The organism is Rickettsia endosymbiont of Rhinocyllus conicus (genome assembly GCF_964026465.1).
GTDB lineage: Bacteria > Pseudomonadota > Alphaproteobacteria > Rickettsiales > Rickettsiaceae > Rickettsia.
The window spans coordinates 865,846-886,335 of the sequence record NZ_OZ032155.1 but is presented as its reverse complement, the minus strand read 5'-3'; the positions used below and the strand labels follow the sequence as shown (position 1 = coordinate 886,335).

Sequence of the window (20,490 nt, the reverse complement as noted above, 5' to 3'; positions counted from 1 at the left end):
TATAATGACTAATAATAGCGGAAAAATAGTTTTTTGCTATATCTTAATTTATAAATTTTAGCCTAAAACAGTCCATTCTTCTTCTGTCGACGAATCTTCAGCTAAAAGTACTAATTCTTTGTCTATTGACGAATCTTCAGCTAGAAATACCCAGTCTATACTTATTGGATGAATGAATACTATATCTGAAAATTTTAGATACGAGGCTATATGTCCTATTACCTCTACAGGAAAATAGCCTGTTCCTGAATTTTTTGCGACACCGATCATTTCAAAAAAATGTTCTTTAATACATTTATCTGCATTTTGGGTTATATTATCTAAATCACTATAGCTTATTCTTAATTCCTCTAAATAATCTTTAATATTTAGGTTATGATATAATTGTAAATATTTATAAGTTTTATTATCAGACAAAATTTTTTTACTTGTATAAAAATCTTTTAATACAGGTATTATTTCCTTTGCTGCCTCTTTTGCTATTTCTTTTGATATATGAGTTATTTTACTTAAATTTATAGCAGTGATTTCTTTAATATTTTTAGATAACTGTGCTTTTTGTTCTTTTGATATTTCACTATTTTCTTCAATTGAACAATTAATAATATTTTTGCCACTCTTCATCGAGGCTAGCAACGCCAGTTTAGGATAAGGAGGTCTGAGGATAAGCAAGTAGTGTTAGAAATTTTTTAGATTTATTGAAATTAAAAGCATTTACGCAAGAAAGTATATGAACTAAGAAATTAATAGGGGAGCGATGTCTTGAATGTTCAAGGTTCATGCTGTTTTTTAGTACATTAAATACTGATTCAATTATTGATCTGCTTTTTAAGAGTATTTTATCTTCTATATCTAATAAATGATTTTTCATATCCTTGCGAATCCCAGTAAATAACCGTAGCCCACGACTAAATAATTTAGCGGACATTTCCTTAGAAATATAAGCCTTGTCTCCAAATAATTTACCCCATAATCCTTTGGTAATTGAGTCTACAGCAGATAAATCACTAGCATTACCCTTTGTTATTTTAATTGCCATAATCTGACCTTTATTATTAATTACAATATGTAATTTAAATCCCATAAACCATCCGTAACTACTCATACCTATTTTAGCAATGCCACTAAACACTTTATTATTATTTGTACGTTTTGCATGACATATCGATAATTTGGTTGAATCAACAAAATATATACCAGTCTCATCTCCTGTAAATAATTGTAACATTATAGTTAAAGGTAATACTAATCTTGGCCACAACTGGATTATCCGACTGTAACTAGGAAGACTAAAATATCCTCTATATTTACATGATAGATGATATATTAACCCACCAATTAAATACCTGACTTAAGAGGCATATTTAACATCATCGGCTTGGAACAATTTTTGTATATGTTTAGGATTGTTCTGTAAGCAACGTAAATAAGATTTAAGATTGTATTTTAACTCATCTTTTGTAAGAGGTATATGTTTTCTATTTACATTTCTTTTTAAGTCATTATTTAAGTATTCATCTGGATTATGTTGTGGAGTATAAGGAGGCAAAAAAAACAAAGAAATTTTATCTTTATGCTTATTTGTCCAGCTGTATACTTTTTTACTATGATGTACTTTTAAATTGTCTAATATTAAAAAGATCTTCCTTCTTGCAGATTTCACTAATCTTCTTAGAAATTCTATAAATATATCTGTTTTTAGTGTATCTTCATATAACATGAACCTTAGTTTACCATTGTTCGTAACAGTTGATATCATATTTATAGTAAATCGTTTTGATTTATGAATAACTACGGGTGTTTTGCCTTTTAAAGAATAGCTCTGTAACACCTGACATTCTGATTTTATACCCACTTCATCACACCAGTGTATTTCAGCTTGTTCCATTTGTGCTTGTTTTACTATTGCGGGATATTCTTCATCTAGCCATACTTGAACTTGTTTTGGCTGTTGCTCATAAGCTAATTTCTTTGGTTTTTGTGCAGTATATCCCCATCTTCTTAAATATTCTCCAATCGTACTTAATGGCAAAAAGAAACCACAGCATTTTTTAATCAGGGCATTAATAGCTTTTCTTGACCATAGTGCAGATTTGATATTGTGATCTTCTGGTCTAGAGTGATTTATATAATCTTGTATTTTTTTACCCAGCATTTCATTTATTATTCTTTTCTCTCCTGTCTTTCTTCCTCTAGACTTGCCAGTTATTGCATATTTATCACCTCTTCTTCTTTTGTTAACCCAGTTACTAATAGTCTGACGTGTTACTCCTATAAGATTTGATACATCTGATTGTTTTTCTCCTTTATCAATTGCTCTTAATGCAACTTTTCTTAAAGCTGCTTGTGCACTCGTTGATAATGTCCTAAAATCTTCTTTTTTTAGCATTATTTCATTCTAACATTATATTTTAGTATTTGCAACTATTATGTCAGGTATTTAATTGGTGGGTTAATATCGATAATTTGGTTGAATCAACAAAATATAATGGTACCCAAAAACTAGACAAGAAAATAGAGAAAAGTAGGTATAATATCTCCTAGGAAAAGGAGCAAAAAATGAAAAAACAAGTTAAAAAATATAGTGCAGAAGAAAAAGCAAAAATAGCAATTGAAGCAATATCTGGAGAAATGACTATAGCTCAAATTACCAGCAAATATGGTGTTCACGCTAATCAGATTTATAAATGGAAGAAAGAAGCTTTAGATTTTATGGTTTCTGGATTTAAATCGAAATCTAAACAACAAGATACCGGCCAAGAAGATTTAATTAAATCATTATTTGAGCAAATAGGCCAGTTAACAGTTGAAAGAGACTGGCTTAAAAAAAAATCTAGTATCTTTGGATTTAGAGGTTAGGAAAAAAATGATAAGTTATGCTTCAAATTTAACCATAGCAAGACAATGCAAACTTTTAGATTTAAACCGCTCAAGTTACTACTACCGAGCTAGGAATACCTTAGATGATAAGGAGTATAGAGTACTGAACAGAATTGATGAGATTTTTACAGAGCATCCCTATTATGGTACTAGAAGAATGTCTCATGTCCTAAAATCCGAAGGGTTAAATGTTAGTCGTAAGATGATAAGAAAATATTATAAAATACTTGGTATTGAAGCAGTATACCCAAAGATTAATTTAAGCCGTAGGAATCAGGCTCATAAAGTATACCCATATCTATTAAATAATATAGAGGTGGTTTGCTCCAATCAAGTTTACTGTGCAGATATTACTTACATAAGATTAAAGCAAGGTTTTGTATATTTGGTTGCTATAATGGATTGGTATAGTCGTTATATTTTGAGTTGGCGGGTGTCGATTAGTTTAGAAAATGATTTTTGTATTGAAGCTCTAAATGAAGCAATATCTATACATGGCAAGCCTGACATTTTTAATACGGATCAAGGAGTACAATTTACATCAAAAGATTTTACTCAAATACTTGAGCAACAAGGCATAGCTATTAGTATGGACGGCAAAGATAGAGCCTTAGATAATGTATTTATTGAACGTTTTTGGCGATCTTTGAAACAAGAGAAGATTTATCGTTTTGATCTTGAAACGGTACGTGAAGCAAAGATAGCTATCAGAGATTATATAGAATTTTATAATCAGCAAAGACCTCATCAATCGCTTGAATATAAGACACCTGAAATGATACATTTTGCAGAAAAACTAGAAAATTATCAAGAGGCTATATGACATAGAAAATGCAAACTTTACTTTGAAAAACCAATACATTAATACAGGAGAATTACACCTCTAAAATTTAAAAAATTTGTCTAGACAAAGGGTACCACCTCAATTCTTCGTAAACTTTACAATAATTATCTATTATACAAAATAGAGTTATGATACATCTTTTCATTGTTGAGTGCATATTTTTTTGATTCAAAATCTATGTAACTCAACACTCCTCTCTTGTAAATACCCTGCTTTATTATCTTTATTCCTTACACTCTTATCCTAAACTGGCGTTAGCAATTTTGCTGTTGATTCTTCACTTGTTTTTCCACATAAAGTAAAACTTAAAGATATAATTTCATTATTTCTTTCTAAAAAAGAAGCTATAGCTTCTACTCCTACACCATCAAAATAAGTGTCCGACATATCTAAAGTATAAATAGGATAATTTTTGGAAATTTTTTCTTTTATTATTGGAAGTAGTTTTATTATCTCTTCTTGACCAAATAAAATATTTAATATAAGCGAATTAACATTACTAGTCTCAAGAAAACAAGTGATTTTGGGTATTAATGATAAATCGAAAAAAAAATTATAAAATTTAAATGAGGAAGATATAAAACTTTTAAATTAGGTTTGCAACAAATAATATCTATAAAGGAAAAAATTGTACGGGGGCTACTCTAGCATTACCTAAATTAATTTCTTGAAGAGAATTATTTACTTTAAAAGCTTCTAAAAGAATTCCAAACTTTTCGTAACCTATATAATCTACAAACTCACTATCTATGTTAATGCCGGTAATATGACACTGAGGATTCTTTAAAAATTCAGCCAGTAATTCCGGACATTTATTAATTGCAAATAAACCTATAAATACTAAATTTTTAATTTCAGCATCTTTTAAGATATTAAATAAACTAATTAAATTATCTTCTGAACCCCAAACACTATGTTGATAATTTAAATATAAAGTAGAAGAATCATAATCCAATGCTTCAAGAATTTCAGTAGCATTTATATTACTCAGAAAAATTTTTAGCTTTGACATATTATATATTAACTAATCAACTAAAAATTACTGTTACGATTCTTTAGTGCGGTTCTGATTAATTCATCGATAGAGATTTCAGGATTTTTGGTAATAATTTCTTGTACGGTATTTTGTGCTTCAAATCTTGAGAATCCCATATTTATTAAAGCTTTTATCACGTCACTACTTGCTACCGGCGTGATGCCCTTAATTCCAATAACAGCAGATGAGCTTGATATTTTTGCCACTTTATCGCTCAATTCACGTACTATACGTTCGGCTAGTTTAGCTCCCACTCCTGAGATTGCTTTAAAAATATTCTTGTCTTCATTATTAATAGCAATTTGTATATCAGTAGGCGTAAGGGCTGACAAAATAGACAAAGCCATCCTTGTGCCTATACCATTTACGGATTGCAGCAAGTTAAAAAAGCTTTGTTCTTCTAAACTCAAAAAACCATATAAATGAATGTGATCTTCTCTAACATGAGTCTCGATAAATAGTTTATAAGACTCTCCTTCTGAAAGTTTGCTTAAAGTTTTAGCGGAAGCAAAAACTCGATACCCCACCCCGTTTACATCAATTATGACGTAATCATCATAGCTTGAGTCGATTCTACCGCTTAATTTACCAATCATATTATTTTTTCTTTTTTTTCTTACTATATATTAAAACTAACGTTGGTAAAGCGGTAATAATAGCAGCTAAAATATAATGAATAACAAGTGGTCTATCCACCATATGACACTGCCCATCATCTGGAATCGTCTGAGCCAAAACCATATAGGCAACTATTATTGTTACTGCTATATATAGAAAAGCAAAAAATAAGTATTTCATAAATTTTTTCATATTGATCCTTTATAAATAATATTATACCGAGTATACCTTAGATATTTTATCGACAAATTACATTATAATAGTATCATATGATACTATCATGGTATAGAAAGAAATATATTTTATGTCCAATTCAGCTTTTTTGATTGCGTTTTTTGTATCTATAATTCGTTACTACGATTATGCATTATTTGGCTTATCAGCTCACATTTTAGCACAAAATTTTTTACCTAGAAGTACGCATGAAACACAGCTACTTGGCTTTTTTGCACTACTTAGTGCGGCTGTTGTGATCCGTCCTTTAGGCTCTATAATTTTCGGCTTTATCGGTGATAGATACGGACGCACTAAATCCATCAAAATATCAATGTTTATCAGCAGCATTTCTACCTTGCTAATCGCTGTTACCCCTTCCTTTGATAAAATAGGTATTCTTGCTACAATTATGCTTACATTTTGTCGGATGATTTTCCTTGCAAGTTTAGCTGGCGAAGTTGACGGCATAAAAGTTTATGTGGCAGAAAAAACAAAAAATAACCGAAAAAATTTAGGGCTAGGAGTAGTTGCAAGCTGCACTCAAATAGGAGCATTACTTGCTGCTATGGCTTATTATTGTGCGACTAACCTTAATATTTATTATTTGTGGCGAATTAATTTCCTGATCGGTGCTATATTTGGATTATTTGCTATTTTAATGAGAGATTATTTCAAAGAAAGCAACGAATTTTTACATCATAAAAATAAACAATCTGATAATATTCCTATCTTTCAATCTCTAAAAAACTCTAAAAAGTCTTTTATTTTGGCACTACTAATAAATGGTACAATCGGCGGTATATACCATTTTTTAGTATATTTCTTGGGAGTATTTTTAGCAAAAATAGCTTTTATAAACCCTATAGAAACTGAGTTTATGAACATAAGCCTAATTATTACTTACGGGATAGCGGCTATTTTCGCAGGAATGCTTGCTGATAAAATAAATCCTTTAAAACAAATTATATTTGCCTTGCTACTTAGTCTTGTCACAGCTTTTACTATGCAAACTTTATTATATCAGCAAATATTTACTGTTATATGTCCTATTATACTAATTGGGCTTGCCGCATTTTACGCTGTTCCGCTACAAATTATCGTCCAGTCTTTATTTAAAACAGCTGTTAGAATGAGGCTTTATAGCTTATCTCACTCACTTGGTGGTATTATATTATCCTCAAGCACGCCCTTCTTCAGTATGCTACTATGGCAAAACTTTAAATCATTATGGGTAACATTTAGCTTCTTTACTTTCCTACTTATAATACTAACCGGTGCGGTGTTAGCTTTACGCAAAACTATTACACTCTAAAGGATTTGCCGCAACCGCAATCGTTTTTTCTAGAAAATTACTATAGTTATGGATGTGCTATAATTGTTAGAATGGTAATATTATCTTTTTTAGGTCCATAGTGCCAAAAAATCCTATAAGCCGCAGGAGTATTATTCTCAGCATAAGCTTCAAATATTTCTTCTCCGTTATCGCCTTTAGTAGATTTATATTTATGAGTATTTAAATGACGCGGATTTGTTTGTAAATATGCTAATGTTTTTCTTACTGCTTTTAAACGCTTTTCTAAACTTTTATTATTTTCAAGTTCTTCCAAATCTTTACTAGCCTGAATAGTAAAAAGAATTTTAAAGGTCATCATTTAAATATTTACTAAAGTCTTCTATATATTTTACTTGCCCCTTAGCTGACTCTTTAATCCCATTATTTAGCTGTTCTAAAGCTTTTTTATTATTAAATAGCCAACTTTCTTTTAAAGGGATTTCGGTATAGGGCTCTAAAATAATTTGTCCCTTTTTACTATTAATAATAACATGGAAGCTACTTACTCCTTTAGCGAGTTTACCAAGTGTTATCCTTCCTTTCGTATCAGGCTTTAATATACATGCTTGTGTCATATAAATTAATATTCTTTTTTATAACTTATATAATAATACATAGTGGGTAATTAATCAAGTGGGATTATACGCTAAAAGACTTACCGCAACCACAATTAGCTTTTTCGTTAGGATTGGTAAAAGTGAATTGGGATTTGAATTTAGTTTCTACATAATCCATTTCAGAGCCTAATATATACATCAATGCTTTTGGATCGATTAGGATTCGCACGCCTTTTTCTTCAACTACCTCATCAAATTGGTTTTTATTATCGGCATATTCAACATAATAAGTTTGACCAGCACAACCGCCTGACTTAACCCCTACTCTAATTCCATATGTAGGTTTATTACGTTTTTCTATCAGCAATTGCACTTGTTTTGCAGCCGAATCAGTTAATGAAATAACATTTTTCTTCATGTTCTAGGAGTCTTTTTTATTTTCTTTTTTAAGCTTGTAATCAGCTATAGCTGCTTTTATAGCATCTTCAGCAAGAAGTGAACAATGAAGTTTTACCGGTGGCAATGATAATTCTTTTGCAATTTCAGTGTTTTTAATCTCTTCAGCATCGTCTATTGATCTACCTTTTACCCATTCTGTTACTAAAGAACTTGAGGCAATAGCTGAACCACAGCCAAATGTTTTAAATTTTGCATCCGTAATAATGCCGTTATCGTCAACCTCGATTTGTAACTTCATCACGTCACCGCATGCTGGAGCTCCGACTAAGCCCGTACCGACATTTTTTTTCTCTTTATCAAGCGATCCGACATTACGAGGATTCTCATAATGATCTATTACTTTTTTGCTATAAGCCATTGTTATTCTCTAAAATTTTGTTTTAATTGTTTCAACGTCATTGCGAGGAAAAACTACAAGTTTTGACGAAGCAATCTTAGGATATTTGACAAGATTGCCGCGTCGCTTCTCTCCTCGCAATGACGATTTTCAATGCACAGCCCATTTAATTTTCTTTAGATCAATCCCCTCTTGCATCATTTCCCAAAGCGGGCTTAAGTCCCGTAGCTTATTGATTTTTGAGCATATTAACTTTACTGCATAATCTATTTCCTGCTCAGTAGTGAATCTACCTATGCCAAATCTAATCGAAGTATGAGCAAGTTCCTCATCAACTCCCATAGAACGTAACACGTAAGATGGTTCAAGCGAGGCTGAAGTACAAGCCGAACCAGAAGAAACAGCTAAATCTTTAATAGCAAGGATAATTGATTCTCCCTCGACACCTGCAAAGCTTAAATTCAAGTTGCCTTTATATCTTTGATCTTTATCACCATTTAGGTAAACTTCCGAAATTTGACTATTTATAGCACTTAAAAACTTATCAAATAAGTGATTTACATGCTTGGTATCTTTTTCCATCTCATTATAAGCGATATTAGCAGCCGTGCCAAGCCCTACTATTAGTGGGGTTGGCAGCGTACCGGAACGCATACCACGCTCTTGACCACCACCATTTATTAGCGGAGTAATACGCACACGAGGTTTTTTTCTAACATACAAAGCACCTATGCCTTTTGGACCATAAATTTTATGCCCTGAGATACTTGCAAGGTCAATATTGCACTCATTAACATCAATTGGAACTTTACCAAACCCTTGAGCAATATCAGAATGAAAGAAAACACCTTTCTCACGACAAATTTTTCCAATTTCCTTTAAGGGCTGAATCACACCTATTTCGTTATTCACCGCCATAACTGATACAAGCATAGTCTGATCGGTTATAGCATTTTTTAAAACCTCTAAATCGATTATTCCGTTAGGTTTGATTGGTAAGTAGGTGACTTTTACCACTTCCTGCTCTAAATGCCTGCAAGCATCAAGGACGCATTTATGTTCACTAACTACTGTAATAATATGGTTCTTTTTATTGCCATAGAATTTTGCTATACCTTTTATAGCAAGGTTATTGGACTCAGTCGCACCGGATGTAAAGATTATTTCCTTAGCCTCAGCCCCTATTAGCTTTGCAATATCACCTCTTGCCTCTTCTACAGTGTTTTCAGCTTCCCAACCAAAAGAATGACTACGTGAATGAGGATTGCCAAATTTGGTAGTAAAATATGGCAGCATCGCTTCCATCACACGTGGATCTAACGGGGTCGTTGCCTGATAATCCATATATATCGGCAGGATTAAATTGTTTAATTGTGTGTTCATATAATTGTGAGTATTAAAAATTTGTTTTTTATTTTTGTGTCATACCGTGGCGGCATTGCCAGCGTGGATCGGTTTTTCTGTCATTGCGAGAAGAATTACATAGTAATTCGACGAAGCAATCCAGTTAAAAAATGCTAATTTATAGCATTTTTTATTATTTTTTCTGGATTGCCGCGCTCACTTCATTCGCTCGCAATGACGGTTTAATGACATCCATATATCTCTCTAAAAGCCATCATAAATGCCTTTATATCATAAATTGTATTATTATGCCCAAACGATACCCTAATAGATGATTTTACTTCTTCTTCATCTAGCCCCATATTAGTTAGCACATGCGATTTAGATATTTTACCTGATGAGCAAGCAGAGCCAGAACTAACACAAATATAACGCAAATCAAAACCGATCAGTTTTGTCTGAGCGTCTGTACCTGGCACAGTAAACAAGGTAGTATTAGGTAATCTCTTTGCGTTTTCGCTAATAATATTTACGCCTTGATACTTCTTTAGTTTTTTCTCTAAAACTTCTTGTAAGCTTTTGAGTTTTACATGGTTCTCTACGATATTTTCTTTCATTAATTCAGCTGCTAAGCCGAATCCTGCAATTGCTAAAACATTTTCAGTGCCTGAACGTACTGACTTTTCCTGTCCACCTCCTATAATTATTGGAGTAAGCGGAAAGCGAGAAGTAGAGATTAAAGCAGCACCACCTAGTCCACCTCCTATTTTATGCCCTGAAATTGTAGCAAAATCTAATCCTAACTCTTTGATATTTGTTGGTATTTTACCAAAACTTTGTACTAAATCGCTATGAAATTTTGTCTCATATTTTTTAGCCATTTCACTTATTTTAGCTATATCTTGTAGCACTCCGCTTTCATTATTAGCCATCATTACAGAAACTAACTTCTTAGAAGCCATACTTTGGGCTAATAGCTTCTCCAAATGTTCAAGATCAACTACCCCTTGCTTATCAACTCTAATAATTTTAATATTCGGAGCATGCTTTATATGGTTATAGATCGATAAATGTTCAATAGCAGAAATGAAAATATCACCATCATAAAAATTTTTCATTATTAAATTATTACTTTCAGTTCCTGAAGAAGTAAAAGTAATATCATATTCTCTAGATGATATTACTAAAGCTGCTGCTATTTGAGAGCGTGCTGTTTCTATAATATTCTTAGCAAACCTACCTGAGCTATGAGCAGATGAAGAATTAAGCTCCTTATCCATCAAGCTTATTACATATTCCTTAACCTTTGGTGCAATAGAAGTAGTAGAGTTATGATCTAAATATATCATATATTTAAATTCAGGTTTAAAGCATCTTTAACCGAAATATTTTCAAAATAATTTCTAATGTGCTTACCAAGCCCTTTCCATAATTTATGCGAATTACATTTTATTGTATTCGAGGCACAATTTTTTATCGACTTTTTATAACAGCCGGTCATTATGAAGTTCTCATTTATAGCATCCATAATATTAGAAATTTTTATTTCTTCTAATTTTCCTATTAAAATATATCCTCCGTTTGGTCCTCTAATAGCCTTAACTAAATTGGCTTTTTTAAGTTTAGAAAATATTTGCTCTAAATAATTAAGTGATATATTTTGTTTTAAAGAAATTTCATTCAAAGTTATAGGCTCATCGCCTACATTTGAAGCCATCTCTAATATCGCCATTACGGCATACCTACCTTTTGTCGTTAGCATCATGGGATTATTTACCAATAAATATTGGCATTACAATAGAATGTCCTAGTAAATTAGTCAAGTATTATATAGATATTATTATCTTTGTTTTTCTTGCGTATTTTTATTATGTATAATAGGAGTATTGGAGGGAGGACTTAATTTATGACTAGTGCTTATAACTATTTGTTCAGTTAAATTTGAAGTCATATTCTTTGCTTCAGCTAAAGTATTTGAATGAAAATTATTTTTAAATTCAGCTTTTAAATTATCTTTTAATTCGTTATTGAAAATCTCTTTTGGGAGATAAATCCCACCAGTAGCAAGACCAGCCCACGTATATTTAGATTTAGCGTTTAAAGTATTTGCAATATTGTTTATCAGCTTTTCTTGATTTTTAGGTTTTGAAAAATGATCTACAATGTTTGGATTTTCTTTAATATGCTCAGAAATTACTTGTTTTAAGGTCTGATTAATCATATGGAAATCTTCTCCCCTATTATCCCCTTTATCAAATAGCTTTTGTGAAACTTGTTCACTTAGCATATTTGCTAATAGTCCTGCCTTTATATCTTGTTTATTTACTAAATTTTCATATAAAGAATTTAGAACTTGCAAAGGAGAATTTGTATAATCTGAAGCATGTTTGTATTGATTTGTTTTAGGGGTAGAAACATCGCCTACACTACTAATAGGTTTTGAACTTAATTTTTCTACAATATAATTCTCAAATTCCGGATTTTCTTTACATAATGTTTTTACTTCGTTGGCAAATTCTTTTTTATTAGGCAAGTTTTGCTTACTTTCTGATTTGGCTTGTAAAAATATTTTATCAACTGCTTGATCAATAAGAATATTTTTGTCTGTAATTTTATCTTCTACCGGTTGTGTTACACCACTAAACATATTTGTTACTGCTTGAGTTACATAGTCTAACCCTACCTTAACTCCTACTTTTGCGAATATTCCTTTATTATCATTTAAATATTGCTGAATTTCAGGACTATCTTTAGTTAAAGTAAATAGCTCTTTTGCAATTCCCGTATAGTCACCTTTAATAAAACTACCAAAAACTTTTTGTAATGACTCAGGCTTATCAAGCAATAAAGGCATCACTTTGCTAAGCTTTACAACATCTTCGGTTTGTAGACCATAATTTTCAAGCTGTTTTTTAATATCACCGCTACCTTTTGCATCTACTTCAACTATACCTTTGAATAAATTATCAAATAAGCCATCTTTACTTTGTTGCACTAACGTATCTTTTAACTTAAATGATGGATCATTAAGAGCTGAGATTAAACTATTTGTCACGCTCATATAATCGCCTTTATTTACATCTGACATAATATCATGTGCCATTTCAGGCTTTGACATCATTTCCCCGACTATATTAAGCATTTGCTTATCAAAATTATAGTCTTTGGTCATTTTTTGCAAATCAGGATTATTTTCAATAATGCCTAAAGCTGCATTTGGTAAAAATTCTTTATTATTGGCAAAAAAATCTCTTAATTCTTTATTGTCTTTAGTCATTTCTAAAGTTTTTTCAATAGCTATCATTACTCCTTGATTTGGATCATTAAGAGTATCAAACACTTCTTTCATTTTGGGGATTTGGTTTAGCAAACTAGGTAGAGTACTTAAAACTTCGGGGTCAATTCTATAACTCTCAAAATACTCTTTTAATTCAGGTTTAGCTTGCTGTTTAGCATCTGCTACAAAGCTATTTAGTACTGTCTGTTTTTCAGGACTTAGCTTATTAAATTCCTTTAAAGAAGTGAAGCTATCTATATTTTCAGCAACTTCTTGCTTTAAAGCAGGATTTTTATCAAAGATTTTTTGCACTTCTGCATAGCTTTGCTTACTTTCCGGTTTTTGTAATATATCATCAAAACTTTTGACATAATCGCTTGGTAATATTTCAGTTGCCCCGATTTTTATATAGCTTGCAATATCTTTTCCTTTTTCATTAAAAAACTTTTCGAAGTTTTTATCTTTAGTAAGCATATCTAAAGTGTTAGAAGTTACTTTGTTCCAATCAGGTTCTTCTTTCTTTACTTCAATTGCAACTTCTTTGAGCTGATGAAGCACATTATCATTTTTAAAACTTTCTTTTAATATATCCAAACCTTTCTGATCTAAGAAATTACCTTCTTGAAATTCTTTAAATCCAGCTTTAGCAAGTATTTGCCCTATTTTAGGTAAATTACTGGCATTCTTTTTTAAAAACTCCCATATTGGTTTTTCCTCGAGAAGTGATTTTTGAAATTCCAGATCAAGATACGTATCAGAAGATCTTGCAAGTTTAACAAGGTTATAAGTATTTACAGGATTAGTTAAAGCAAATTTTGCTCCAAGTAAGATTGTTTTAAAACTTAACCCATTTGAAGAGGATAAATCTTTAATTGCACTATTAACTAACTTGTTAGCCTTAGAGGAAGATAAAGTTTTTTCTAAACTTTTCCGTAACTTATCGCTACGCTTGGATGTATCTGCTGTTGCCATATAAATAATTATTCTTTATTAAAATAAATTACTAATGTCTATTAAATATAGTCAATTGCACGCTAAAAACAATAGAAAAGTTTACATTTAAACTTTTGATCTTTATTATATGACATCTAAATTACAATTAATGCTAGAAATAAAATGATTATTATACCAATATTAAGTTTTCTTGGCTTTTCATGCTTTTTCTCAAAATATTTCAAAGTAAAATTAAACCATGCGATACCTATAACAATTAGCATATTAATCACGATTCTATATTGCTGTGCTATACTAAATCTGTTAATGGCTGCTACCTATTTACTTTACTTCATCGGTATATTATTAGTATACTCGTTTTATTTGAAAAATTGGCATAAATTTTCTTATGAATCTCTCTTTTTTACTTTATTGATCCTTGCTTTTTTTCTCTATACCAGAGAAGCATCACTGCACGCTTATGATGATTTTTCTCATTGGGGAATATTTACTAAAGAACTATTATATTCAGGAGTTTTTGAAAACCAAACTTCACTTACCTCTATTATTTCTACGCATGCACATTATCCAAGAGGTGCCGCTGTTTATCATTACTTTATGTTAATGCTTTCAGGTTATTCCGATGGAAATGTGCTATTTGCTCATTTCTTACTACATTTAATGTTCTTAGCTCCTTTAGCCTCCAATAAGAAAATTTGGCAAACCGGTTTACTATTTTCTGCTATACTTTGTGCGGTAGTATTATATACAACAGGGCTTCGCTCTATATATAATGATAGTACTATAGGGCTAATGTTCGGGTCTATTCTTGCTATTTATATCCTTGAAGAAGATAAGAAAAAAGCTTTAAAGCTCATTATACCTATCGCTATATTACTTCCTTTATTTAGAGAAATTGGAGCGTGGCTAGCAAGTTTCGCTTCTATAATTCTTATATTACACTATACAGTTTTTGATAAAAAACCTAAAACATCACATGATTATATTACCTATGTAATTTTATTAACTTTACCAATATTGTACAATCTTATCTTGATGGATTATTTTAGGAATACTCACGATTTCTTAGATAGAAAAGAGCATAGTTTTAGTAATTTAATATATATTGTAGAAAATTTTAATGAACAGCATAAATTATTATTACTAAATTATGGTAAGTTTCTTTTAAAATTTTTAGTAAAAGAAGGAAGTTTAGTTGTATATACTATTTGTTTTATTGCTTGGTATGGAATTCGTAAATATAAACCGAAACTGTTAGCAGAATATAAATTTTTTCTAATAGCTACATTTATTTGCGGTATAATTTTTGCTTTATGGCGACTATATCTATATTTCTTTACTTTTAGCTATGAAGAAGCAATTAGAGGAGCCTCGTTACTTCGATATCTTGGTTGTTACGTTCTAGGCATAGGTATGATTGCTGCTGCATATGTAAAAAATAGTATTTTCTTAAATGAAAAACAGAGTAGAAAAGAATTATTTGTTCTTATATTATTATTAGCTGTTTTTTCATTTTCAGTAGTAAAAAATATTCTAAGAATCAAGCACTTAAGTTTAGAACAAAAGAATTTCATAGAGCAAACAACAAATATTAAAAAATTGCTAGAACAAAGAAATGAAGTTACATTTAATTTTAGTAATAAAAAAGATAATCTACAATGTCATATATTGAATTATAATTTAGCACCATATTTAAATAAAAAACATTTACAAGAATGTTTACAAACTCCTAAAGGAGCGGTTATAGATATAGAAAGAGAAAATATATATATACCTTTTTTATAAATATCCTCTGTGTCATCTAGTTGCTTGTCTAGTCTTGTGACATGGCTCGGAAAACACCCTAAGGTAGTCATCTAGTTGCTTGTACCTAAGGCATCCAGAAAATAATAAAAAATACTAACTCATGAATGATATAAAATATAACCTAGCAGCTGCTTATAAAATAATGGCATATTTGTCGATGGATGACCATACCTATACCCATCTATCTGCAAGACCTAAAGATGCTGATTTTTATTATATTTACCCTTTCGGGCTTAGATTTGAAGAAGTAACAGAACATAATTTCCTAAAAGTTAGTTTAGATGGCAGAATTTTAGAGGGAGAGGAATATCAATATAATAAGACTGGCTACTTTATTCACGGAAGTATTTATCGAACACGTCCTGATATTTCAGCTATTTTTCATTATCACACTCCAGCAAGTATTGCAGTCTCTGCTTTAAAATGCGGATTACTGCCGATCAGCCAATGGGCGTTACATTTTTACAACAGAATTTCTTATCATGAATATAATTCTTTGATATTAGATGCCGATAAACAAAGCGATAGGCTAGTTGATGACCTCAAAAATTATGTGATGTTACTTCGTAACCATGGCGTTATTACTTGCGGGAGAACAATACATGAAGCTATGTTTTATGCTTATCATTTGGAACAAGCTTGCAAAACACAATGTTTACTAAATTCAGCTAATAAACAAGATCTTATAATACCATCCGAAGAAATATGTAAACAAACTGTAAAAGATTTATTATCATTTGAAGAAGATCTAGGCAAACGTGACTGGGATGCTTGGTTAAGAGTTATAAAAAAATAAATGTTGCAAATAATAGCATTGGTATGTTATAATTTACAATATGATAAATAGACATATAACATCATTTGTAAAACAATCTTTAAAAGATTTTTCTGCCGTTCTTATCATTGGAGCTAGGCAAGTTGGTAAGTCTACATTAGTAAAGCAGTTGTGTGATGAGGGAATTTTTAAATCCTATATCACTTTAGATGATATTTCGCAATTAGAAGCAGCAACCGCAGACCCTCACGGATTTATAAAAAACGCAAGCTATCCTCTTGCTATTGATGAAATTCAAAGAGCTCCCGATCTTTTAAAAGCTATAAAAAAATCAATAGATGAAGATAAGAAACCAGGGCGTTTTCTTTTAACCGGATCAGCTAATATTTTTTCTTACCCCGGAATATCTGAAAGTCTAGCGGGACGCATTGATGTAATACATCTTGAGGGGTTAAGTTTAGGAGAAATTTTAAATCAAAATAATCCCTCTTCTTTTATATCAGATATTTTTTCCGGCAGCACTATCCATGAATTAAAGGATAAATGGACTGAAGAGCTAAAACATAAACCGGAAATAAATACTCAATTTCTCAATGAATATATTTTTTATGGTGGATTTCCAGAAATCGCACTAAAAAAGCAAAAAAGATTTCGTGAACGTTGGTTCTCTTCTTATCAATCAGCTTATATTGAACGAGATGTACGAAATATAAATAAATTTTTGGATGTCGTTTCTTTTGCTAAGCTTTTTCGTCTGATTGGTTTACAAAGCAATAATTTATTAAATCAAAAGAATTTAGGTAACGAGATAGGATTAGACCAGAGAACAATATCAAGATATTTAGAGATTTTAGAAACAACTTTTCAGGTAAATCAGTTAACACCTTGGTTTAGTAATACCCGTAAAAGATTAATTAAAACTTCCAAGATTTATATGAATGATTCAGGTTATGCATCATATTTACATGGCATAACAACTCCTGATCTATTACCAAAAAGTCCTTATTACGGAGCAATATTTGAAACATGGTTATGGGCAGAATTAAGGAAGTTATTAACTTTAACTACGGGAATAGAACAAACGTTTTATCGCACACATTTAGGAAAAGAAGTTGATTTTCTTCTACATAAAGGTGATATATTTTGTGGTTTAGAGTGTAAAAGTACGGAAACTATTCAAAGTCAACATTTTGCAGGACTGAAAGATTTATCCGAAGCACTAACCTCGCGAATTATGCATGGCATTATACTTTATAACGGCAATGAAATAATTAGCTTTTCTGACAAATTCCTTGCCGTACCCTTAAGATATATAATTTGAATATGTAATAATTTGTAATATAATATAACTTGCACCATTCAGCATTGAATATTAATATTTTAAGTATATATTATTAGTATTTATAAATGCAGCAAGTTACATTATCAAAGCCCGTAAGCTGTTACGGAATAGGTGTTCACTCTGGGAAACGTACTCAGTTAACTATTGAGCCTGCTAAAGAAAATACAGGTATTATTTTCATAAGAACAGATATATCTTCAGAAAATAATTATATTGAAGCAAAATATTTTAACGTTTCTGACACTTTACTTTCTACTACTATAAGCAATAGCAACAAAATACAAGTCTCAACAATTGAACATATAATGGCTGCATTATGGGGATGCGGAATTGATAATGCTGTTATCAAAATAGATGGTCCTGAAGTTCCTATAATGGATGGCAGTAGCAAACCTTTTGTCTTTATGATTGAGTGTGCTGGGAAAAAGCTACAAAATGCTCCTAAAAAATATTTAAAAATTTTGAAAGAAGTAACAGCTACTCATAAAGATTGCGAGTTAACTTGTACACCTTCTGATCATATGAAAATAGATTTGACTATTGATTTTAATAGTAAAGCTATAGGAAGACAAAATTTAGTCTTTTCAAAGCAAGAATCTTTTAATAATAATATTGCTGATGCTCGTACTTTTGGCTTTACAAAAGATGGTGATTATTTACAGAGTAAGGGACTTGCTCTAGGTGTTTCATTCGAGAATACAATAGCTATAGATGATCAAGATAAAGTCTTAAATCCTGATGGATTACGTTATCAAGATGAATTTGTGCGTCATAAATTATTAGACCTATTTGGCGATTTATATACTTCTGGTAATAACATTATAAGCTCGATTAATGGCTATAAAACTAGTCATGCTCTTAATAACGAGTTATTACAACGAATATTTAGTGATAATACCTCACATAAATTTGTTACTGCTAGCGAGATATAGCAGATCTTCTTCTTTTATTCATAACATTTGCTAAGTTACTATATTCTTGAGCTTTATTAGGCTTCTCATAGAATGGATTCATTACTCTTCCAATATCTTTGGCATAACTTTCTTTTTCAATATTTAATGATACTTTATTTTTATTACAAAAATCATTAAACCCATTATTTCTTATTTCACCAATAAATGTATTTCTTATTTCATGAAATTTCTCTCTCTTATCATTATCTTTCATCTTCCAATAATTCTTATCAGTGATTAACTTCTTTAACACCGCTGTTTGCAGAATTTGTTCTTTAGTGTATTTTTCTAGTTGATCTAAATTTTTATAATCTGGCGTGTCGTGCTTTTTACATTCTTCATTTATGTTTAACTTAAATATTGTTTTTATTCCTTTTTTTTCTTTTTCACTAAGTCCACCAGTAATTAACGAAACAGAAGTCATTATGCCATAACCTGTCGCTTTTAAAATTCCAAGTACATTACCGCTTGCTCCTTGAATAATAGCAGTAGATATAGCAGCTATATTATTTGAAAATACTATACCAATACTTTTAAGATTTTTGCTACTTATTTTATATTTATCACTATTAAAATCTTTTTCTTTTTTAGGTGGTGTAAATAATTCACTTTTTAGACTATCTTTTAACCTAGGTTCTAACGATAATATATAATCTTGCTGGGCTTTAGCATTTCTATTTTGTACTAATAAATTATTTTCTTTATGAAGTTTACACAAATTTCGTATTTTAACAGTTTCATTTATAGCCTGAATTCCTACACCTACCGCAGTAATAGCAGCTACTGTTATAACTATAGGCGACACAGGTGTAAAAAGCCCTGAAACCGCAATTACTGCACCTGTTAACGAAATAGCATAATTTAAGGAATTACTAAGTAATATTTTACCGACTTTGCTTTGAGTAAATTTATCCCATTTATTTTTAAAGAACTCAATTATTTTAAATGTCTTCCCTAAAAATTTACCCCATACATTTCCAAAAAACTGAGCTATTTTAGATTTTTTTTCCAAAGGCTTTTCTAAAATTTTCTTTTCAGATTCTTGTTGATAAGTTTTATCAAAATTACTTTTTAGTTTTTCTATTTCCAAATCATCAAAAGAAAAATTTTTTTTAATATTTTTTTCTTTATTCATTGAATTAATCGACTCTATAGTTTAAATTATAAAAAATTAAAAGATTTCATTATCATATTATAACATTTTATATGAACGGAAAAGAAATAAATAAAATTGTTGCAGCTATATTGTTTGCAAGTTTAATTGCCATGATGGTTGGGTTTATTGCAAATATATTATATAAACCGGTTTTAGAACCAAAACATCGAGGTTATAGTATTGCAGTGCAAGAAGTTTCAGAAGCACCTACCACGCAAGCACAAGCCCCAATCAACATACCGGAATTGATGAAAACAGCAAATGCTGATAATGGTCGTGAAATAGCTAAAAAATGTTTAATGTGCCACTCTCTTGATAAAGATGGTCCAAATAAGATAGGACCTCATTTATGGGATGTAGCAGGTCGTCCTAAAGCAAGCATAACGGATTATAAATATTCCCCTGCTCTATCAGCTCTTGGAGGTAGTTGGGATGATGATAGTTTATTTGCTTTCTTACATAAACCAAGTAGCTATGCTCCTGGTACTAAAATGTCTTTTGCCGGTATATCAAAACCGCAAGACATCGCAGATGTTATATTATTTTTAAAAACTTATGTTCATGATAAGTAATTTCTTTTCTTTCAAAAATAGTATTTCATAC

At 30.7% G+C, this 20,490-nt stretch carries 24 protein-coding genes; 8 read left to right on the top strand and 16 right to left on the bottom strand.

Annotation, left to right across the window (positions count from 1 at the left end):
• Positions 1–57: 57 nt before the first annotated feature.
• From AAGD54_RS04705 to AAGD54_RS04695, 3 genes are read right to left on the bottom strand one after another with little or no spacing between them, the layout of a single operon-like run.
• Positions 58–624 carry a hypothetical protein gene (locus AAGD54_RS04705; protein ID WP_341794235.1) on the bottom strand — a complete coding sequence of 189 codons (567 nt, stop codon included), beginning with the start codon at positions 622–624 and terminating at the stop codon, positions 58–60.
• A gap of 19 nt (positions 625–643) precedes the next feature.
• Positions 644–1,327, bottom strand: coding sequence for an IS982 family transposase (locus tag AAGD54_RS04700; RefSeq protein WP_410526058.1), 684 nt, complete (start codon positions 1,325–1,327; stop codon positions 644–646).
• Positions 1,328–1,351: 24 nt separating this feature from the next.
• Positions 1,352–2,389, bottom strand: coding sequence for an IS630 family transposase (locus AAGD54_RS04695; protein ID WP_341794233.1), 1,038 nt, complete (start codon positions 2,387–2,389; stop codon positions 1,352–1,354).
• Positions 2,390–2,559: 170 nt separating this feature from the next.
• Here AAGD54_RS04695 and AAGD54_RS04690 point away from each other — a divergent pair, with 170 nt between their 5' ends.
• Entirely contained in the window at positions 2,560–2,859 is a 300-nt protein-coding gene (locus AAGD54_RS04690; protein WP_045812944.1) for a transposase, read from the top strand.
• 7 nt (positions 2,860–2,866) lie between these two features.
• Entirely contained in the window at positions 2,867–3,703 is an 837-nt protein-coding gene (locus AAGD54_RS04685) for an IS3 family transposase (RefSeq protein WP_341794232.1), read from the top strand.
• A 264-nt stretch (positions 3,704–3,967) separates the two neighbouring features.
• On the opposite strand, the gene AAGD54_RS04680 is transcribed toward AAGD54_RS04685, so the two are convergent.
• From AAGD54_RS04680 to AAGD54_RS04665, 4 genes are all read right to left on the bottom strand, one after another.
• Positions 3,968–4,111: a hypothetical protein gene (locus tag AAGD54_RS04680; protein ID WP_341794231.1), complete on the bottom strand. Its 144-nt coding sequence runs from the start codon at positions 4,109–4,111 to the stop codon at positions 3,968–3,970.
• A 226-nt stretch (positions 4,112–4,337) separates the two neighbouring features.
• Positions 4,338–4,736, bottom strand: a complete 399-nt coding sequence (locus AAGD54_RS04675) for a hypothetical protein (RefSeq protein WP_341794230.1) — start codon at positions 4,734–4,736, stop codon at positions 4,338–4,340.
• A 20-nt stretch (positions 4,737–4,756) separates the two neighbouring features.
• Positions 4,757–5,356, bottom strand: coding sequence for a Holliday junction branch migration protein RuvA (ruvA, locus tag AAGD54_RS04670; protein WP_341789191.1), 600 nt, complete (start codon positions 5,354–5,356; stop codon positions 4,757–4,759).
• A gap of 1 nt (position 5,357) precedes the next feature.
• Positions 5,358–5,570, bottom strand: coding sequence for a Holliday junction ATP-dependent DNA helicase RuvA (locus AAGD54_RS04665; RefSeq protein ID WP_341794229.1), 213 nt, complete (start codon positions 5,568–5,570; stop codon positions 5,358–5,360).
• A 112-nt stretch (positions 5,571–5,682) separates the two neighbouring features.
• Between AAGD54_RS04665 and AAGD54_RS04660 the strand changes: the two genes are divergently transcribed.
• Positions 5,683–6,906, top strand: coding sequence for an MFS transporter (locus AAGD54_RS04660; protein ID WP_341794228.1), 1,224 nt, complete (start codon positions 5,683–5,685; stop codon positions 6,904–6,906).
• Between the two features lie 46 nt (positions 6,907–6,952).
• Here the strand turns inward: AAGD54_RS04660 and AAGD54_RS04655 are convergent, their stop codons facing one another.
• The 8 genes from AAGD54_RS04655 to AAGD54_RS04620 form a co-directional block, all read right to left on the bottom strand.
• Positions 6,953–7,246 carry a hypothetical protein gene (locus AAGD54_RS04655; RefSeq protein WP_341795221.1) on the bottom strand — a complete coding sequence of 98 codons (294 nt, stop codon included), beginning with the start codon at positions 7,244–7,246 and terminating at the stop codon, positions 6,953–6,955.
• Entirely contained in the window at positions 7,233–7,502 is a 270-nt protein-coding gene (locus tag AAGD54_RS04650; RefSeq protein ID WP_341789188.1) for a hypothetical protein, read from the bottom strand. Before AAGD54_RS04650 ends, AAGD54_RS04655 begins: the two co-directional genes overlap by 14 nt.
• 64 nt (positions 7,503–7,566) lie before the next feature.
• Positions 7,567–7,902, bottom strand: a complete 336-nt coding sequence (locus tag AAGD54_RS04645; protein ID WP_341789187.1) for an iron-sulfur cluster assembly accessory protein — start codon at positions 7,900–7,902, stop codon at positions 7,567–7,569.
• 3 nt (positions 7,903–7,905) lie between these two features.
• Positions 7,906–8,301, bottom strand: a complete 396-nt coding sequence (iscU, locus tag AAGD54_RS04640; protein WP_011477608.1) for a Fe-S cluster assembly scaffold IscU — start codon at positions 8,299–8,301, stop codon at positions 7,906–7,908.
• A gap of 129 nt (positions 8,302–8,430) precedes the next feature.
• Complete coding sequence (locus tag AAGD54_RS04635; RefSeq protein WP_341794227.1) at positions 8,431–9,663, bottom strand: IscS subfamily cysteine desulfurase; 1,233 nt, start codon at positions 9,661–9,663, stop codon at positions 8,431–8,433.
• Positions 9,664–9,866: 203 nt separating this feature from the next.
• Positions 9,867–10,973: a cysteine desulfurase family protein gene (locus AAGD54_RS04630; protein ID WP_341794226.1), complete on the bottom strand. Its 1,107-nt coding sequence runs from the start codon at positions 10,971–10,973 to the stop codon at positions 9,867–9,869.
• On the bottom strand, positions 10,970–11,389 hold the full coding sequence (locus AAGD54_RS04625) for an Rrf2 family transcriptional regulator (RefSeq protein ID WP_341794225.1): 420 nt from the start codon (positions 11,387–11,389) through the stop codon (positions 10,970–10,972). The genes AAGD54_RS04630 and AAGD54_RS04625 overlap by 4 nt, the downstream gene beginning before the upstream one ends.
• Positions 11,390–11,464: 75 nt before the next feature.
• A complete protein-coding gene (locus tag AAGD54_RS04620; RefSeq protein ID WP_341795138.1) occupies positions 11,465–13,873 on the bottom strand; it encodes a hypothetical protein in 2,409 nt (802 codons plus the stop codon).
• A 144-nt stretch (positions 13,874–14,017) separates the two neighbouring features.
• On the opposite strand from AAGD54_RS04620, the gene AAGD54_RS04615 reads away from it, so the two are divergent.
• The 4 genes from AAGD54_RS04615 to lpxC all read left to right on the top strand — a co-directional run bounded on the left by AAGD54_RS04615 (position 14,018) and on the right by lpxC (position 18,710).
• Entirely contained in the window at positions 14,018–15,640 is a 1,623-nt protein-coding gene (locus AAGD54_RS04615; protein ID WP_341795137.1) for a hypothetical protein, read from the top strand.
• A 121-nt stretch (positions 15,641–15,761) separates the two neighbouring features.
• Complete coding sequence (locus AAGD54_RS04610; protein WP_341789181.1) at positions 15,762–16,457, top strand: class II aldolase/adducin family protein; 696 nt, start codon at positions 15,762–15,764, stop codon at positions 16,455–16,457.
• A 40-nt stretch (positions 16,458–16,497) separates the two neighbouring features.
• Positions 16,498–17,757 carry an ATP-binding protein gene (locus tag AAGD54_RS04605; protein WP_341795136.1) on the top strand — a complete coding sequence of 420 codons (1,260 nt, stop codon included), beginning with the start codon at positions 16,498–16,500 and terminating at the stop codon, positions 17,755–17,757.
• An 86-nt stretch (positions 17,758–17,843) separates the two neighbouring features.
• Entirely contained in the window at positions 17,844–18,710 is an 867-nt protein-coding gene (gene lpxC / locus AAGD54_RS04600; RefSeq protein WP_341789179.1) for a UDP-3-O-acyl-N-acetylglucosamine deacetylase, read from the top strand.
• Here lpxC and AAGD54_RS04595 read toward each other — a convergent pair.
• Positions 18,697–19,866: a hypothetical protein gene (locus AAGD54_RS04595; protein WP_341795135.1), complete on the bottom strand. Its 1,170-nt coding sequence runs from the start codon at positions 19,864–19,866 to the stop codon at positions 18,697–18,699. The two genes, lpxC and AAGD54_RS04595, sit on opposite strands and share 14 nt — an antisense overlap.
• A gap of 71 nt (positions 19,867–19,937) precedes the next feature.
• On the opposite strand from AAGD54_RS04595, the gene AAGD54_RS04590 reads away from it, so the two are divergent.
• Positions 19,938–20,459, top strand: coding sequence for a cytochrome c family protein (locus tag AAGD54_RS04590; RefSeq protein ID WP_341789177.1), 522 nt, complete (start codon positions 19,938–19,940; stop codon positions 20,457–20,459).
• Positions 20,460–20,490: the final 31 nt, after the last annotated feature.

Bases quoted from the DNA above. Each gene is read 5' to 3' on its own strand.
- AAGD54_RS04705 (WP_341794235.1), bottom strand. From the start codon at position 624: ATGAAGAGTGGCAAAAATATTATTAATTGTTCAATTGAAGAAAATAGT.
- AAGD54_RS04695 (WP_341794233.1), bottom strand. From the start codon at position 2,389: ATGCTAAAAAAAGAAGATTTTAGGACATTATCAACGAGTGCACAAGCA.
- AAGD54_RS04690 (WP_045812944.1), top strand. From the start codon at position 2,560: ATGAAAAAACAAGTTAAAAAATATAGTGCAGAAGAAAAAGCAAAAATA.
- AAGD54_RS04685 (WP_341794232.1), top strand. From the start codon at position 2,867: ATGATAAGTTATGCTTCAAATTTAACCATAGCAAGACAATGCAAACTT.
- AAGD54_RS04680 (WP_341794231.1), bottom strand. From the start codon at position 4,111: ATGTCGGACACTTATTTTGATGGTGTAGGAGTAGAAGCTATAGCTTCT.
- AAGD54_RS04675 (WP_341794230.1), bottom strand. From the start codon at position 4,736: ATGTCAAAGCTAAAAATTTTTCTGAGTAATATAAATGCTACTGAAATT.
- ruvA (WP_341789191.1), bottom strand. From the start codon at position 5,356: ATGATTGGTAAATTAAGCGGTAGAATCGACTCAAGCTATGATGATTAC.
- AAGD54_RS04665 (WP_341794229.1), bottom strand. From the start codon at position 5,570: ATGAAAAAATTTATGAAATACTTATTTTTTGCTTTTCTATATATAGCA.
- AAGD54_RS04660 (WP_341794228.1), top strand. From the start codon at position 5,683: ATGTCCAATTCAGCTTTTTTGATTGCGTTTTTTGTATCTATAATTCGT.
- AAGD54_RS04655 (WP_341795221.1), bottom strand. From the start codon at position 7,246: ATGATGACCTTTAAAATTCTTTTTACTATTCAGGCTAGTAAAGATTTG.
- AAGD54_RS04650 (WP_341789188.1), bottom strand. From the start codon at position 7,502: ATGACACAAGCATGTATATTAAAGCCTGATACGAAAGGAAGGATAACA.
- AAGD54_RS04645 (WP_341789187.1), bottom strand. From the start codon at position 7,902: ATGAAGAAAAATGTTATTTCATTAACTGATTCGGCTGCAAAACAAGTG.
- iscU (WP_011477608.1), bottom strand. From the start codon at position 8,301: ATGGCTTATAGCAAAAAAGTAATAGATCATTATGAGAATCCTCGTAAT.
- AAGD54_RS04635 (WP_341794227.1), bottom strand. From the start codon at position 9,663: ATGAACACACAATTAAACAATTTAATCCTGCCGATATATATGGATTAT.
- AAGD54_RS04630 (WP_341794226.1), bottom strand. From the start codon at position 10,973: ATGATATATTTAGATCATAACTCTACTACTTCTATTGCACCAAAGGTT.
- AAGD54_RS04625 (WP_341794225.1), bottom strand. From the start codon at position 11,389: ATGATGCTAACGACAAAAGGTAGGTATGCCGTAATGGCGATATTAGAG.
- AAGD54_RS04620 (WP_341795138.1), bottom strand. From the start codon at position 13,873: ATGGCAACAGCAGATACATCCAAGCGTAGCGATAAGTTACGGAAAAGT.
- AAGD54_RS04615 (WP_341795137.1), top strand. From the start codon at position 14,018: ATGATTATTATACCAATATTAAGTTTTCTTGGCTTTTCATGCTTTTTC.
- AAGD54_RS04610 (WP_341789181.1), top strand. From the start codon at position 15,762: ATGAATGATATAAAATATAACCTAGCAGCTGCTTATAAAATAATGGCA.
- AAGD54_RS04605 (WP_341795136.1), top strand. From the start codon at position 16,498: ATGATAAATAGACATATAACATCATTTGTAAAACAATCTTTAAAAGAT.
- lpxC (WP_341789179.1), top strand. From the start codon at position 17,844: ATGCAGCAAGTTACATTATCAAAGCCCGTAAGCTGTTACGGAATAGGT.
- AAGD54_RS04595 (WP_341795135.1), bottom strand. From the start codon at position 19,866: ATGAATAAAGAAAAAAATATTAAAAAAAATTTTTCTTTTGATGATTTG.
- AAGD54_RS04590 (WP_341789177.1), top strand. From the start codon at position 19,938: ATGAACGGAAAAGAAATAAATAAAATTGTTGCAGCTATATTGTTTGCA.